Origin of the sequence: Coraliomargarita algicola, from assembly GCF_033878955.1 — a bacterium.
Lineage (GTDB): Bacteria > Verrucomicrobiota > Verrucomicrobiia > Opitutales > Coraliomargaritaceae > Thalassobacterium > Thalassobacterium algicola.
In genome coordinates, this window is the sequence record NZ_CP138858.1 from 1563974 (window position 1) to 1578904 (window position 14931).

Annotated in this window: 9 protein-coding genes; 5 read left to right on the forward strand and 4 right to left on the reverse strand. The window is 48.4% G+C overall.

Annotated elements, in window-relative coordinates:
- Nucleotides 1-42: 42 nt before the first annotated feature.
- Both SH580_RS05995 and SH580_RS06000 read right to left on the reverse strand, forming a co-directional pair.
- Nucleotides 43-2646 carry a glycoside hydrolase family 71/99 protein gene (locus tag SH580_RS05995; protein ID WP_319834103.1) on the reverse strand — a complete coding sequence of 868 codons (2604 nt, stop codon included), beginning with the start codon at nt 2644-2646 and terminating at the stop codon, nt 43-45.
- Nucleotides 2647-2727: 81 nt separating this feature from the next.
- The gene (locus SH580_RS06000) at nt 2728-5721 is read right to left on the reverse strand and encodes a glycoside hydrolase family 2 TIM barrel-domain containing protein (RefSeq protein ID WP_319834104.1); all 2994 of its coding nucleotides are present in this window, start codon (nt 5719-5721) and stop codon (nt 2728-2730) included.
- A gap of 338 nt (nt 5722-6059) precedes the next feature.
- On the opposite strand from SH580_RS06000, the gene SH580_RS06005 reads away from it, so the two are divergent.
- The 5 genes from SH580_RS06005 (at nt 6060) to SH580_RS06025 (ending at nt 12957) form a co-directional block, all read left to right on the forward strand.
- The gene (locus SH580_RS06005; protein WP_319834105.1) at nt 6060-7124 is read left to right on the forward strand and encodes a LacI family DNA-binding transcriptional regulator; all 1065 of its coding nucleotides are present in this window, start codon (nt 6060-6062) and stop codon (nt 7122-7124) included.
- A gap of 165 nt (nt 7125-7289) precedes the next feature.
- Complete coding sequence (locus SH580_RS06010; protein ID WP_319834106.1) at nt 7290-8054, forward strand: hypothetical protein; 765 nt, start codon at nt 7290-7292, stop codon at nt 8052-8054.
- A gap of 576 nt (nt 8055-8630) precedes the next feature.
- On the forward strand, nt 8631-11171 hold the full coding sequence (locus SH580_RS06015; protein ID WP_319834107.1) for a right-handed parallel beta-helix repeat-containing protein: 2541 nt from the start codon (nt 8631-8633) through the stop codon (nt 11169-11171).
- A gap of 194 nt (nt 11172-11365) precedes the next feature.
- On the forward strand, nt 11366-12100 hold the full coding sequence (locus SH580_RS06020) for a prepilin-type N-terminal cleavage/methylation domain-containing protein (protein ID WP_319834108.1): 735 nt from the start codon (nt 11366-11368) through the stop codon (nt 12098-12100).
- A gap of 83 nt (nt 12101-12183) precedes the next feature.
- The gene (locus tag SH580_RS06025; RefSeq protein WP_319834109.1) at nt 12184-12957 is read left to right on the forward strand and encodes a hypothetical protein; all 774 of its coding nucleotides are present in this window, start codon (nt 12184-12186) and stop codon (nt 12955-12957) included.
- Between the two features lie 756 nt (nt 12958-13713).
- Here SH580_RS06025 and SH580_RS06030 read toward each other — a convergent pair.
- Entirely contained in the window at nt 13714-14127 is a 414-nt protein-coding gene (locus SH580_RS06030; protein ID WP_319834110.1) for an integrase core domain-containing protein, read from the reverse strand.
- A gap of 413 nt (nt 14128-14540) precedes the next feature.
- The gene (locus tag SH580_RS06035; RefSeq protein WP_319834111.1) at nt 14541-14732 is read right to left on the reverse strand and encodes a hypothetical protein; all 192 of its coding nucleotides are present in this window, start codon (nt 14730-14732) and stop codon (nt 14541-14543) included.
- Nucleotides 14733-14931: the final 199 nt, after the last annotated feature.

The following is a 14931-nucleotide window of genomic DNA, read 5'->3' on the forward strand; positions in this document are numbered from 1 at the left end:
GGCACTCACTCCAAGTGAATAAATCAAATGCAGATGAGTACGCTACTCTTGCATGACTAGTATATCGTCAAACAATACAAACTTACCCCCTTTTAAGCCAATTTTACTAAAAGTAGTGAAACTAGAATCACGTGCACGTGATCGGATAACTCCATCAACCTTGACGACAAGCTCTCCACTGGAACCATCCAAGATAAACTCGAAATCGGCATACTCTCCACCAACGGCGACATGCCCACTCGAATATCTCTGAGACAGCGATTCGGAAGGAGATCTGTATTTGATTGGTGCCTCACTATCAAATTTAGTAATCGAAACATTCCCCTGACCTTTATACTGGTTTTCGCTCGAAGAGTCCCAATTGATTCCATAACCTTGATTGCCTGCATCATTTAAAATAATCAAGCCTCCACCACGGCCATACTTGGTGTGTAGCATCTTGAATTTGATCGATATGGGTTTTCGAGCGCTATCCAGCGTCTGCCCAACATTCGCAACAAAGAGAGAATCCCCGATTCCAGTGTGCTCTTGCTTCACGATTTTCTCCGTTTTGATAGTACGGCTAATCGCATGACCAATCCCCTTCCACTGATCCATGGAGTTCAGGTCATCCCAAAAAATACTCCCCTCAGGTGCAGGCTTTTCGGTCACATTCACCTGCTGAGCCTCCTGCCTTTTTTCGTAGTTAGGCACGGTGACCAACTTAGGGTGGCCCCAGTTGCCAGAAGAGTCTTTCGCTCTGATCCAAAATATGTGCAGCCCCGGAGTCTCGATCGTATGACGCGGCAGCTTGAGCAGGTAGCTGACTCGCGTCCCTTCAATGTTCGACATATAGGGCTCGGGACGGATTACCCGACGATCCTGAACATCCCCAAGTATCGAGATCGCGGCAATACGCTTCCCTTTTCCGGCAACTTCGATGCCTTCACTCGAAACCTTTTCGTAATCCACTGGAGTGTACAGGGCTGAAGTCCTGACTTGCCAACCATCCCAGACGCTGTGCCCGACATCATCGCTTCGATAGGCCGGCTGCAACTTGATCCTGTAATCGTGTTCCACTTTACCGACAGGCTCCGACACCTCGACCGGATTCTTCCTCGGTAATTTGATTGTCACACCACCGAATGGATCCAGTCGATCAAAAGCATAGACCACACCAATGACAGGATTATCCTGCCGCATTTCAGACGGAAAATTACTATCCGTTTTAAATCGGATACTGGGCTGCAGTATTTCAGAAGCATATCCAGCGGAAAAGTCTAATGCGTTCAGCACTTCAGAGCTTTCCCCCAATCCATCGTCATGCGTAAGCCCGCCCTGCAATTTCAGTCCTGAAGGTTGTTCTGAAATCCAGAATACATCTCCGTTCTGAACGAGCTCTAACTCAGTCACCCGACTGACGCTATCCCTCACAGTCACCTCAAGTGAATTACCCTTATCGTGACTACGCCGGACGTCTTCAATAATCGGACCAGCTCCGTCACCATAGCCAAACTTCTCCCAAATAGTCGGATGCACAGCCGACTTGGATGGCGGAGGAGGAGGCACAAATTCGACACCATTGACTTTGGCTAAAGCACGGCAATAGGCATAGGGGTCGCCCATATAACCATCGAAATCCCAACCCGGCTCAAAATTGGCGCCCTCTTCCCAGTCATTCCAAGAGGAGAACATCAGCAGGTCAGGCTCGTGACGCATCGCCTCCTCAACACTTTTGACAAAAACATTTCCGCCATCACCATACATCGCCACACCTTTAGTTCGCCAAGGTTGGGCGGTTCCATCGAATTTGGGATAGATCAATTCCCCTGCATTTTTACCGTATTGCTTAGCCTGTCTCAACAAGGCTTCCAGCGATTGCTTCGATGAGTCCCACTCACGAGTACGACTATCCATCCGATTGATATTCGCAACCCCGATAACGTCATCGATTTGTTCAATTTCCCCTAGCCGATTGATATCTCCAAAAACCATCCAATGAACGGGGCCGACTTCATTCTCAACAGTTTCGATCATTGTCTCCGTTTCTTGCTGACCAACCCAATACCCCCAGGTCTGATAATAATACACTGGCTCATTGTTGATCTTAAAAAAGCCCTGATGGCTTCCATACTTCTTGATAAAGCGAATGATCCTTTGCGCCATGACCTCGGGATCTTGACTGACAGAGCCTTTTCTAAAGGCCACTTCGTCCATAAAGAAGACCTGAAAGTCTTCCTCAGCAGCAATATCTAGAATCTTGTTCAGGAAATCATCCTTTTCTTGAATAAACACCAGCCCTTTCACCATATCCGGATGAACCATAATCGCCACGGATTTCACACCGGTTGCTTTAATACAACGGATTTGCCAACGGATAATTTCAAGATTGCCCGAGTCATATAATCCAGGTAGCGGGTAGCCGTTCCGATCCCAGTTGAGACGCCATGGCTCACGGTATTGGTCAAAATTAGCCTCCATATGCCCAATGCGCTCGTCAGTGTCTGGAAACGGGAATCCCCACCAAATGTGCCACTCTTGTAAATAAGTGGGGATGTCTTTAGCGACAGCAAAGCCCTGTTCTTTTCCGACTAGAGTGTGCAGCGAACAACAAGCTAAAATAGCCAGAAACCAATTCCGCAGTTTCAGTTTTTCAAATATAATCATATCGATGATAATTCTTTCAAGTAGGGTTAACATTAGGTGGAACAGAGATACAACTGAGAGCATATAGTTTTCTTCAACGTCTTAGGTTATTGAGATTTTAAACGAGAAGTCGTATTTACTTTCGCTCAAACGGTAAGCGGCAAATGTATCCGGACCACAACTTCCAGTCCCCAGTCCACGGTGAGCAATATCAAGACAGAGCAAGGTCTGAGGTCTCGCGACGAGGTCGGTCGCATGAAAGGCATTCGTTAAATCTCTCGGATGGAAATGTAAGGCACTAAACATAAATGGTAAATGAGACTCAACTTTGATGAGGCTCGAATCAGAAGCGAGCGTTAGCCAATCAACATCGCATTTCAGGCCATTTTCCTGCGGCATCACATAGGGCACATATTGTTGATCGACGGTACTACGATGGACGGCACGCCAAACAGAGGACTTGCGGTCTGGATAATTTTCATATGGCCCTAAGCCCAGCCATTCCAAATCTTCGAGTCTAGGGTTAAGCGTAAAGATTGCCCCGACCCGTGGTAGATCTTCGATCTCATTCCCAACCTCCACATGGAAATCAAAGTCGACAGTCTCCTGATCGCGAATGGTAATTTTATAGCTCCAGTAGAAGTCCTGCCACTCCTGCCTCCCGGACGCTTCAAATCCCCATCGGAGTTCGACCTCCTCCCCTGGGATCGTTTCTTCATAAGCAAAATCAACAAGCCTGGATTCCAGTTGATCCAAACCCAGCTTTTGCCACCGCTTCAGAGGCTTGTTTTCCTGCCCACTCCATAGTTTAATCCCATCGTTATCGGTGGGCGCACGCCATAGGCTAATCTGTGGCGGGGTCGATAAGATCTCTCGACCTGCGTGGGTAAGCCGAACCAGCCCACCGGCCTGCGCATCCGCTTCAACTATCAGCTTACCAGATTTCACAAGAACTAGATCGCCATTTTGACAAATCTGACTAATGCCAGAATTCCGACTTTGGCTTGTCGCACCGGCCTCAGCCTGCCCCCCAAGGACACACTTAGGCAACGAGATCCACTCCTTAGCCACTTCGTGCCCTGCAGGACACCAAGCTTGAGTTTCCTTCGAGACGAATCGGATGAGTAATGCCGCTTCTTCTCCTTTGTAAGTATCTTTTGGAGACTGCCACACCACATTCAATTCACTTCCGGGGGCAATTGAATCCAGTTGAAAAGCGCCATCGGCAACGGCCCGGCCATCAATTAAAAGCTCCCAACTCGCATCCAGCCATCCAGTTTCAATGAAATCAAACCGTGAGCGGAACGACAAAGTTACGGGATCATCTTCAACAAGACTCACAGAAACGGGTTGAGCGAGCTTCTTTAATTCATAGATGGATGGGTGAGGCGTCCGGTCAGGCCAAAGTAAACCATCACACACAAAATTGGCATCGTTCGGTTCATCTCCATAATCACCTCCATAGGCCCAGTATGACACCCCGTTCTCATTCAAAGCTTTTAGGCCTTGATCGATCCATTCCCAAATAAATCCTCCCTGCAGCCCGGGAACAGTCTTGAACAGCTCGTAGTAGTCCGAGAGCCCTCCATTACTATTCCCCATCGAATGTGAATATTCACAGAGAATACATGGTCGCCTTTGATCCGGATGCTGCTCGTCAAACGCCCATGCCTTCAACAACTCTAAAGTCGGGTACATGGGACAAACCAGATCAGTTGCCGCGTAACCTTTATCATATGCATGCTCATCGTTAGTTCCATACATATCCCAGAGCGCGCTTTCATAATGAATAGGACGCGATCCATCATAATGCCGGATCCATGCGGCCAAACCATCATGATGTGCACCATGCCCACTTTCATTCCCCAACGACCATGCAATGATCGAAGGATGATTCTTATCTCGTTCAACCATGCGTTTCCCGCGATCATGGAATGCCAAGGAATACGATGAATTATGACATAACCACGGAGCGAATGCATGACTCTCAATGTTCGCCTCATCAATCACATACAAGCCCAGTTCGTCACATAGATCAAGCCAATATGGATCGTTAGGATAATGGGAACACCGAACCGAATTAATGTTATACTGCTTCATCAACACCGCATCTTGTCGCATCGTATCGCGGTCGACTGCTTTGCCCCGAGTCTCGTGGTGATCGTGTCGATTCACTCCATGAATGAGCACCCGCTTGCCATTGATCAGAAGCATTCGATCCCTGACCTCTACGGCCTTGAAGCCAATGCGCATTGACGTGTGCTCAACTTCACGGCCGTCAGCATTCTTCAGGCATAAGACCGCAGTATATAGATTTGGAACTTCAGCAGACCAAACGGAGACATCCCGCAGACACTCGTTGAATTTCGCACACAAGCGGTAGCGTGACCTAGACTCCGAGGCAATAGCTTCGGAGTCTAATGCCTGCTGATAAACTGCCTGACCAGATGGGCTAAAGAGTTGCAACTCCACTTGCCAGCCTTCGGGTAGATGGCCAGAAAACCCAAGCCCAACGGACATATCCAGAACCCCATCTCGGTATTCATTCTCCAAACTCGCACCACAAAACACATCTTCGATAAATACACTGTCTGTAGAATAAAGATAAACTTCGCGGTGAAGCCCGCCCATCCACCATTGATCCTGATCTTCCACAAAACTGGCATCCGACCACTTCACTACAATCGCTACGATGAGATTAGTTTCACCACACTTTATGTATGAACTCACATCGAATTCGGACGGCAAGCGGCTATCCTTGCCCATACCAACAAATTCCCCGTTCACGTAGAGGTAGAGAAGGCTTTCAGCACCACCAAAATGTAAAATGACCCGCCGATTGTCCCATGCTTCCGGAATACGAACTTCTTGCGAATACACTCCAGTCGGGTTCATTTTGGGAACAGTAGGAGGCTCATTCGAAAATGGCATTTGAACGTTGGTATAATGAGGGCGATCATATCCCTGCATGGTCCAGTTACCCGGAACCTCCACATGCCCCCAGTCGCCACGATCCGTATCAATGGCGACATCTCCCACTTGAAGGTCCCCCACTTGATCATGCATCTTGAAACGCCAGATTCTATTCAATGACATAAACCATGGCGAACGCTCACGATCTAAGGTTCTAGCGCTCAGATGTGTATCGAATGGATAGCACGTGGAACGCATCGGGAGTCGGCTTATCGAAACCACCTGTGGGTTTTCCCACAACCGAGTATCTAAAACCAACCCCAGTTCATCCGATTGAGCACTGGTTGCACTTTCCTTGAGGCAAATTCCTGAGGTATTTGAATCCATTAATTCCATCTCATCCAGTAAACTTGAATTTTCAATCTTGCGAAGTTGCAGCAAGCTGCATACATAAATCTACAAGATGAGTTTCATCGACCATTCCCCCGACTATCCCCCAATATATAGAATGGCAGGACAGCATGAAAAGCCCGACGATACGCGAGATTGCCAAGGCCTGTGGCGTTAATAACTCCACGGTATCTAGAGCCCTGAGTAATAAACCCTTGGTCTCCGCCGATACCCGTGAACGAATCTTGGCCATAGCCAAAGACATGGGCTGGAAACCAAATCCCCTGGCATCTGCGTATCTAGCGCATCGCCGCGCAACAAGATCGCCCAAATACAAGGCGCACATTGCCTATATTCTTGCTAGGGGCGATATCACCAAATTTTCCGCGCTGCCCGACTATGTTAAAATCCATTATACAGGCGCTCAAAAACGCGCTGAAGCACTCGGCTACACTTTAGAAATTTTTTGGCTTCACGAAATCAACTACAACCTCAAATCGCTATCGCGACTCTTATATGATCGCGGCGTGCCAGGTGCGATCTTTGCAACTCAGGATTTCCTCAATGAAAAGCAACTCGCGGAATTCAACTGGGACGCCTTTGCGACTGCCGCGACTGCCTATGACATGCTTCAGCCGATGCTTCACCGGGCCGCATTTTATTGGCCACACGCGGTTCGGTTAGCACTCGATAACATTGAAAGAGCAGGTTACAAAAAAATAGGCTTGGCGATTCCAGAATCAATGGATCGCCGTACTGATTATGCCTTAGCGGCGACCTATCACTACGCGGAAAAACATTCTGCTAGAGCCAAACGTTATGATTCTTACATATTCCCCGACACTCATGAGGGAAAGACGACCCTAAAGAACTGGATCTCAAAGAAGATGCCCGAAGTCATTATTGGCACAGAGGAAGTATGGAAGTCATTAAAACAACTAGGGTTGAAAGTCCCCAATGACATTGCCTTCGTGTCACCGCAATGGTCTTCTGTCTGGCCAGATGTTGCAGGGATCGACCAAGACCCGGCTTTGGTCGGAGCTAACACCTTAGACTTAGTGGCCAACCAACTCTTATGCAACGAACGCGGGATACCCAGCAAACCTCAGCTATTGCTCAGCGAAGGCATATGGAGGAACGGAAGAAGCCTACCGCAAAAATCATTAACTGACGACAAATTTTCGACCAAGGGCTGAGATGCAGCTTGCTGCATTAATTATAATTCGTAGCTGCGGTGATGTATCATTATCAAATCTACAACTTCAAAAACCTACCTATTCCCCAAACGCCTGAGAAAGAGCCGCATTGTTAACAACAATTCCCGAACCTAACACCAATAAAAACATTAAACTCACCAAAATATGAATAAATTATATCCGATCCCTAGCTTCTCTGTATTGGCCTTTAGCGCTCTAGCAATTCACGCGCACGGTGATGTAATATACTCAGAAACCTTTGACAACAATACTGCGGGTAATTTGGGCAGCTCATCCATTGGTTGGAGCGCTTATGTTGGAGCTTTCGCCACCGACATCTCTGGCACCATCCCTAACGGAGGCGATCGAATGGGAGTTGCTGACATCCCGGGTAACCCCTCTAGTGATGGCGATTCATATTTCTTCGCCTCCAACACAGGCAACACTCAAGACATTTCCTGGACGGGAATAGAAACCGGCTTATCACTATCCAATGTTTCTAGCATTTCCTGGCGTATGGGTAATGCGACAACTGCAACTACTGTAAAGATCCTCGTGCAAATTGGAGGTAGTTGGTATGCATCCTCAAGTGACTTCTCAAACAGTAGCACCTATACTGGTGGCACGTTTAGTTCAGCTGGAGCTGCCGACGATGTCCTCCAAGAGTTCACATTCTCCACAGATGCAGAGGATTGGCTCGAGCTGACTCTGAATCCGGGGGTCACAATGAGCCTTGGTTCTGCTCCAGTCTCAGACCTTTCATCATCAACAATCACAGGTCTAGGCTTCTACGTCGATACCAACAATACATTCACCACGGCTCGTTTAGACACACTGCAAGTTAACAGCATTCCTGAGGCATCAGTATTTGCCTTATACAGTGCATTGAGCGTGATGGCTCTAGTCTTTACGCGACGTCGTCGAAATTAGAAGAGATTCCCCTCTTGCTTCGAAAAATCGCAGCAACTAGTTGCCGCGCATCCTTCAGATGCGCGGCAATTAAAACGTCAGAAACCTTATTACTTCCCTGCGGCTTGGGCTCCAATGGAGGCAAACTAACCGCCGGCGCGTCCCAGAGACCGGAACAAGCACCGAAGGAGCCGGTTTTCTGACGAAAACTTCAACCGGCAATCAAGGCAGCATCCTGGAATTATCAAATGAAAATCCAGTGCAAATTCAGCTGGGGCTGATCGAAGCAGCAGGCTTCTTTCATACGCAAACAGCTCTACAATTCGCAAAGATAATGACAAACTCTTGTCTAGGATCAGCCAGATTCGAAGATTCATGTGCAGCTTGCTGCAATTCGTAAGTGTTTACGCCAAGATCCGGCTTTGTATGGTATGGCACAGCGCCTATAGCGGGCGTATAACCCCACCCCAAAGCAAATACCCCATGAAGACCTACGAAAACTGCAACCTCTCTCCTCATCTAAAACGAGCACATGGCTTTCTTGCCATAGCAACGCAAATAAAGCACCTGAGAATGGTGCCGCTCGTTGCCATTTTTTTGCTTACATTTTGCAGCACCTCGCATGCGCAAATCTTCGCAGACACCTGCGACGACCTATTGAACTGGACGACAGTCTATGGCTCGAGCCCAAACTTAAGCAATGCCGACAGTTCACTGTCCACGCTTCCCTACATCACGCTGAACAATGGCATCATCCAAGCCGAATTGCCCTACACAGTTACGGGAAGCTGGACACTCCGTTTCAATGCAAGCCATGGCGACTGGCAACGCGCTCTTTTAGCCAACGTACTAAATGCCGATGGTACCGAGGGCTATGGCCTTTGCTGGGACTCAGCCAGCAGCACTCAATACAACGGCGAAGGCCGAATGAGCCTACGCAAATTTTCGCCCGGCACCGCACACGGCTGGAATTACGGTGGAGACATCATGGGGGACACCCCACAAGATTACTGGGCTAGCAGCGGCCATGGTGCCCTAAGTGCACCGATGGCCCGGATTGAGCTGAGTTGGGATGCCATCAGCGGCACACTCGCATTGAGAGTCGACGGCGATCTCGTAAGCCAAGTAACCGACCAGACCTACATCCAGGACGGCCGATCAAAAAGGTTCCGGCGTGTTGAATTGCGCGGCAATACGACCTCCTTTTTTGACAACATTAAGTTTCAAACGACTTTCGAGGATTCAATGGATAGGCTATCGGGCTGGACTACAATGAGCGGGTCAGCACCAGACCTGTCGAATGCAGACTCCTCGCTAAGCAAAGTGCCCTACCTGACACTCGGCAATGGCCTGATCCGAGCCGATCTGGGAACTACGGTCACCACAAGCTGGACGCTCCGATTCAAGGCCAGCCACAGCGATTGGCAGCGCTACCTCTATGCCTGCGTAGTCAATGCCGACGGCACCGAAGGCTATGGGGTGCTCTGGGACTCCGCCAACAGCACACAGTACAACGGAGAAGGCCGAATCAGCATAAGAAAATTTTCGTCCGGCGATCCTCCAACTTTGTATAATGGCGGCGCCATACTGGCCGATCCACCAAATCCGGTTCGCAGCGGCCACAGAAGCCTGAGTGCGCCCATGGCATTGATTGAACTGAGCTGGGACGCATTCGATAACACGCTTTACCTGCGGGTCGATGGGATGCCGATCGCCAGTTACACCGATAACAGCTACGACTCGTTCAGTGCTGTTTACCTAAAGGGAAACACCACTTCAATGTTCGACGATGTCGTTCTTCTTCAAGACAATCCACCCACCCAAAGCGAAATCGATAATGCAATCGACATCACATCCCCCAGTTTCGGCGCAATTGGAGACGGCGTAACCGATAACCAAACCGCAATTACAAATGCCATCGCGGCGGCCAACAGCCAAAACAAAGCACTCTACATTCCACCGGGAGTATTCAAACACTCATCGATCCTATTGCTCAATGGAGCCAGTATATTTGGGCATGGTTATACCAGCGTATTGACAGGATCTGATCCAGCATACAGCACCGTCCGCCTCACGGGGAATGATGTCTTTCTGAAAAACTGTCGTTTAATTTCAAGCCACGCAACAGAACGCCTTCATACTGCCGAATCGACACTAATTCATGCCTACGAGGCCACTGACTTTGTCGTCACCGGGTGCTACCTTGAAGGAGCCGCATCTGCAGCTCTCATTACTGCAAATAAACCATCAATAGGTGGCTCAATCTATAACAACTGGATCTGGGATTCACTCGCCGACGGCATCCATATCACTTCAGGAAACCAAAACATTGGGATATGGGACAACCGAACCCGTAACACTGGAGATGATATGATCGCAGTCGTGTCCTATAACGGACCATTCGATGCCTGCGAGAACATCTGGATTGTCGGCAATGATGTTCGAAATCAACCCCACGGTCGAGGCATCACCTGCATCGGTGGGAAGAGTGTCACAATCGAAGGTAACCACATCAAAAATAGCAAAGGGGCAGGCATACATATCGCCTCCGAGGCATCCTATGATACTTATGGAGTCGAAGACATATCAGTAGTCGACAACCTGATTGTCGAAACAAGCGACAATCAGCATGGCGGTATCTTCATACGAGGCCGGAACGGATACCCAGTCGATGACGTAATGATCGAAAGAAATCGCATTCTGGACTGCGAAACTACCGGCATCCGCATACTGGATTATACGATGAACCTGACAGTGTACGATAATTACATCTACAACACGGCAAAGTCAGGGATCTCCCTATCAGGCATCCTCAAGAATATTACCATCTCAGGAAATGAACTATTGGACATCGGAGCTTACGGCATCCGCAGCTATAATAGTGCAAGTGGCACTGGAAGCTCTTTCATAATAAGTAACAATATCTTCACGGACATCCACTCAATCGGAACAGAAACATACATCGACGTCATTCAAATTGCAGCAGGATCCAATTGGTCGGATGTATCGATTACGGACAACCAATACGAAAACCCATCGAACCATTCAATCGAGCGATTCTTGGAAAGTCACTTCTCCAATGTCATCTTCAACGGTAATTCTTGGCCGAGTGGAGTCAACTATTACATAGCGCCGTAATCACTGCGTCGGAGCCTTCCAACCTATTGATTGGATAAAATAATTCAGCAACCTCGCTCCAATGCAGCTTGCTGCATTGGAGCGAGGTTGCTTTCTCTGAATATCGATACCATGTTGAATACTAAGTTTGAATGAGGCTTCACTAAAAGATTTGCCAAGCCTTCCCGAGACTGGAACCGCGTCCAGAAAAATCTATGAGCACACAGACACGATCAACCGAGCGAGGCACAGTAGCACTACCGTCTGGGTTCACATTGATTGAATTGCTGGCGACGATTGCAATTGTCGCGATTCTGGCCGCGATACTGTTCCCTACAGTCGCCAATGTTCGGCAATCAGTCCAGCAGACAGAATGCGTCAGCAATATGCGGCAAATCGGGATCGCGACTATGGCTTACGTTCAAGACAACAATGGCCGATATCCGTTGAGCAACGAAGAAGCTTCCTGGGACGCCAGGTTATTACCTTACTTGGATCACCCAAACACAGAGACTCCCTGCGAAGCACTCAAATGCCCGAGTGACGTGCGAAATTTAGTTTTAGAAAACAATAAATTTGCACGATCATACACCGCCAGCGCCCCATATACCAACTCAACCACGGGAAATACTGACAAGCGCGGAATGATCAGTGGCAAATATTCGCGCACGATCTTCGAATTAACAAACCCGCCGCAAACGGTCTTACTGACTGAGTGGTACACCGGTGCCGGAGGCGTTCCACTCGAGCGGCAACAGCAATTCAAAGAATCCTATTCCTACATCACGGGCTGGCTCGGCGGAGAAAGCGCACGAGGCTGGCCGAAACGTAGCGACGGGCAAGCATACCATGGTAATGTTATGAACTTTTGCTTTGCCGATGGACATGTGGAAAGCCTACCGCCCTGGGGAGTCAACACCCCAAAAAACAGATGGACCGCCATTGATTAAATCATTCTGACGTTAGGATTTCAACAATTCATCATTTATTTGGAGCATCCAACATTCCGGAAACTATTACTTCTTATCCGACGATGAACACTCCCAAGCCACTTTACCGCATCCCCCTACTCGCCATCAGCATCTTTTCCGCGATAACACATGCAGAGACCATTGTCCTTGAGGACGACATGGATTACGCGAACACTAGCTCACTCAGGTCTAAATGGTCTAGCATCAATTCCTCACCTTCTCTTGCTTCTGAGCTCAAATTCACCCCCCTCCCTTTGAGTTTGGAAAACCCAATCCCTATTAGCGGGAAATTCATGCTTTTGAACAATGGGATCGCATACCGCAAATTAGGGCAAACCATCACGACGGACTGGACATTGACAGCAAGAGTCCTCTTTTCCAGCTATCGACGCGGCCTTCGAGTTTTCCTGCTCAACGATACAGGTGAAGAAGGCTATGGCTTCGGTTGGTCCAGCCAAAACCCGGATCAGTTTGATGGCAACGGCAGCGTAAGAATCACAAAGTTCCAAGACGATGATTACGACAGCTGGAACACTTTCAGAGGAAGCCAAGACTTCGAAGCTGTAAATTCCGGACACCCAGTCACAGGCTATAAAGTCACAGCCACTCCTGACTCCGATCAGCATAATGCCAATTATGACATGACTAACTGGCATGACATGATGACTGCCACTTTGACATGGGACGCTTCAAGCGGGCAGTTGACTTTATTCATCAATGGTGAACGAGTTTCGTCCCATCAAGACACTGAGTTCAATCGCTTCTCTTCGATCTACTTGAGAGGCAATACAAGCGCCTACTTCGACAAGATCGTGCTCACAGTAAGTGATCATTAGTCTATTCTCCCAGCAGTCGAGTTAGCTGCCGACCGAAGCAAATGCGATGAGATTAAGTAAGTAGCTCGACGAAGCCATCCTCCGAATAAGTGAGGTTACGGGCGACCTGCGCCATCACCGGACTATTCATCTGGCAGCTAATCTGAACAATCATGGCCTGACACTTAGCAAGTTTTCGTCTTTGGGTATTACTCAAAGACAACTTCACATCCTTCTTCTCCAGCTCTTCCTTGAGTATCTTATTCTCGGGTATGCAAACAGTTGATCACATCAAGCAGAGTTTGCGGTTCAGCCAGCCTGTCATTGCGACGAGTTCCGTGGCAAAGCCGACAACCGAAGGCAATATGGTCAATCGCGTCCTCAAAACGTTTTGTCGTATTGTGATAAATCGTTGGCAAGTCATGTAGATGCTAAATTTGAGCCTCTCATCGCAACAATTTAAGGTCGCAAACAACTGACAACCAAGTTCCTTCTTCCGACTCCCCCAACTAATTTAATAAGCTAGACCTTATGATGGGCTAATAGGCTGTATGCTACCGTATTTGGTTCAATTTTTACACCGCTGCTTCCACCTTCCTTTTCTTCATGATGATAGTAGTTCAGCACCCCTCCTAGCCGTTCACTTTTCACGATTGAACCACTCTCTGAGTGGCTCTGAGGGATGTTCGGAAAAGGTATTTGATGATCAAGCCCTTGGTGATTCCGTTCTTGATGAAAATGCTCAATATACTGCCCGATAGCCTTACGGAGTGACTTCTAACTGAAGAATATCATCTGGTCAATGCACTCACGCTTGATGGCTGATACGAAACTTTCCGCATAGCCGTTTTGCTGCGGGCACCCCACCCTTGTTTGGATGACTTCAACCCCGGAATCCGTGAGTATCTGACGAAACTCTTTTGTATAAAGCGGATCGTGGTCACAGACAAAGAAACGCCGTCGTTTGAGAATGCCGTCACAGCTGTCAGTCATGTTCCGAGCCACTTGTGCCATCACCGCCCCGTTCACCTGACAGCCGATGTGAGCGACCTCCACCTGACGTTTCGCCAAGTTCATCACGAAGAACACGTGATATCGAACCAGCCCGCGAAGAGTCCATACTTCTACCGTGAAAAAATCTGCGACGGACATCACATCCATGTGAGAGCGCACGAAAGTTTTGCTGTTCATGTCGCCCAAAGGGCACCCACACAAACATCCCTTCGGGCCATCTACGATGCACCATCTTCGCACTGTTGTGCTTCGTCCAGTTGGATTGCTTGCCGCGCTCTGGTGAAGGAATGATTCCTTTAGCCCTGAGTATATTGCCAACAGTCGTCATACTCACTTTGTAACCAAGATTAGAAAGAGCCCCTTGGATGCGGCCATAGGAAATAGCTAGTATTTGGACGCTATGCTTTTGTCGTCGCTACGCGACTCGGAACCTCGGCAAATTTGACGCAGAGTTCCCGAATAACCTCCATCCGTTCCTGTCGGTCGGTTTTCACGACTCGCTTACCAGTATATTTAAGAGCTATTAACTTCCGATGCCATCCCAGGATCGTTTCCGGTCGATCCAAAGCCGCATATTTCTGCAACTGAGCTCAACCCATCGCCTTGCCTCGATTGGCCAAATTACGACGCTGATGATTGTCCAAACGCAGCTTCTTACCCGTCGATTCGAACTGCTGTTTCAAAATCTGGTTCTCCTCAAGGAGATACTCGATCACCTTCTGCTGCTTGCGGTTCATCCAACCCGCCAAAACCACTAAGAATATCTGGACTTGTTTATTCAAGCGCACGAAGGTCGGAAATTGAGAAAAGGCCGTCAAGGCGCATTAACACAGAACTGACCGTATAAGTGAAGGGGGCAGGAACCAATCTGGGAGTCTTTGAGGAAATACTGCTGCTACGAGAAAAGAACCCGACTTAACTACAATCAAGTTTGCGAAGCCATTGAATTCATCGAAACAATGTAGAGCATAAAAGCGTAAG

Coding starts and splice junctions, on each gene's coding strand:
- SH580_RS06020 (WP_319834108.1), top strand. CDS start 11,366: ATGAGCACACAGACACGATCAACCGAGCGAGGCACAGTAGCACTACCG.
- SH580_RS06030 (WP_319834110.1), bottom strand. CDS start 14,127: ATGAACAGCAAAACTTTCGTGCGCTCTCACATGGATGTGATGTCCGTC.
- SH580_RS06025 (WP_319834109.1), top strand. CDS start 12,184: ATGAACACTCCCAAGCCACTTTACCGCATCCCCCTACTCGCCATCAGC.
- SH580_RS05995 (WP_319834103.1), bottom strand. CDS start 2,646: ATGATTATATTTGAAAAACTGAAACTGCGGAATTGGTTTCTGGCTATT.
- SH580_RS06000 (WP_319834104.1), bottom strand. CDS start 5,721: ATGTCATTGAATAGAATCTGGCGTTTCAAGATGCATGATCAAGTGGGG.
- SH580_RS06005 (WP_319834105.1), top strand. CDS start 6,060: ATGAAAAGCCCGACGATACGCGAGATTGCCAAGGCCTGTGGCGTTAAT.
- SH580_RS06010 (WP_319834106.1), top strand. CDS start 7,290: ATGAATAAATTATATCCGATCCCTAGCTTCTCTGTATTGGCCTTTAGC.